General features: G+C 69.3%; 1 protein-coding gene. It reads right to left on the bottom strand.

The window, feature by feature from the left end; all coding sequences use genetic code 11:
* The coding region (locus F1615_RS36945; protein WP_280118926.1) for a beta-ketoacyl reductase at positions 1-974 on the bottom strand (974 nt) is incomplete at both ends.

The raw sequence follows: 974 nt of genomic DNA, 5'->3' as shown, positions 1-974 counted from the left end.
TGGTGGTGGTGGTGGTGGGGGTTGGGGTGGGGGTTGGTGTGGGGGTGAGGTGGTGGAGGAGTGGGGGGAGGGTGTGGTTGTGGGCTTGGGTGGTGAGGGTGGTGGTGTTGAGGTGGGTGGCGGTGGTTGCGGGGTGGTGGGTGGTGAGTGCGGTGTCGAGGAGGTGGAGGGCGTGGGTGGTGGTGAGGGGTGGGAATCCGGTGCGGGTGGTGTGGTTGCGGGTGGTGGTGTTGAGGTGGCGGATCATGCCGTTGGTGTCGGCCCAGGGGCCCCAGGCGAGGCTGGTGGCGGGCAGTCCGAGTGTTCGTCGGTGGTGGGCGAGGGCGTCGAGGTAGGCGTTGGCGGCGGCGTAGTTGGCTTGTCCGGGTGAGGCGAGGGTGGCGGCGAGGGAGGAGTAGAGGACGAAGGCGTCGAGGTCGTGGTGGCGGGTGGCGTGGTGGAGGTTCCAGGCGGCGTCGATTTTGGGGCGTAGGACGGTGTGGAGCTGCTGGGGGGTGAGGTCCAGGAGCGGGGCCATGTCGATGAGGCCTGCGGTGTGGATGACGGCGGTGAGTGGGTGCTCTGGGGGGAGGTTGTGGAGCAGTGTTTCGGTGGCTTCGGGGTCGGCGACGTCGCAGGCCGTGATGGTGACGTGGGCGCCGAGTTCCTGGAGTTCTTCGCGGAGTTGGTCGGCTCCTGGGGCGTTGGGGCCGGTGCGGCTGGCGAGGAGGAGGTGGCGTACTCCGTGTTGGGTGACGAGGTGGCGGGCGGTGTGTGCGGCGAGTGTTCCTGTGCCGCCGGTGATCAGGACTGTGCCGTGTGGGTTCCAGGTGGTGTTGCCGGTGGTGTTGCCGGTGGTGTTGTTGGTGGGTTGGTCGGTGGGGTGGCGGGTGAGTCGGGGGGTGTGGAGGTGGCCTTGGCGGATGGCGAGTTGGGGTTCGTGGTGGGTGTGGGCGTGGTGGAGGGCGTGGGGGAGGGCGGTGGGGGTGTCGGGG

Source organism: Streptomyces marokkonensis (assembly GCF_008312835.1).
In the GTDB taxonomy this organism is placed as follows: domain Bacteria; phylum Actinomycetota; class Actinomycetes; order Streptomycetales; family Streptomycetaceae; genus Streptomyces; species Streptomyces marokkonensis_A.
Note: the sequence above shows the minus strand (reverse complement) of the source record. Positions and strands in the feature narration are given on the sequence as shown.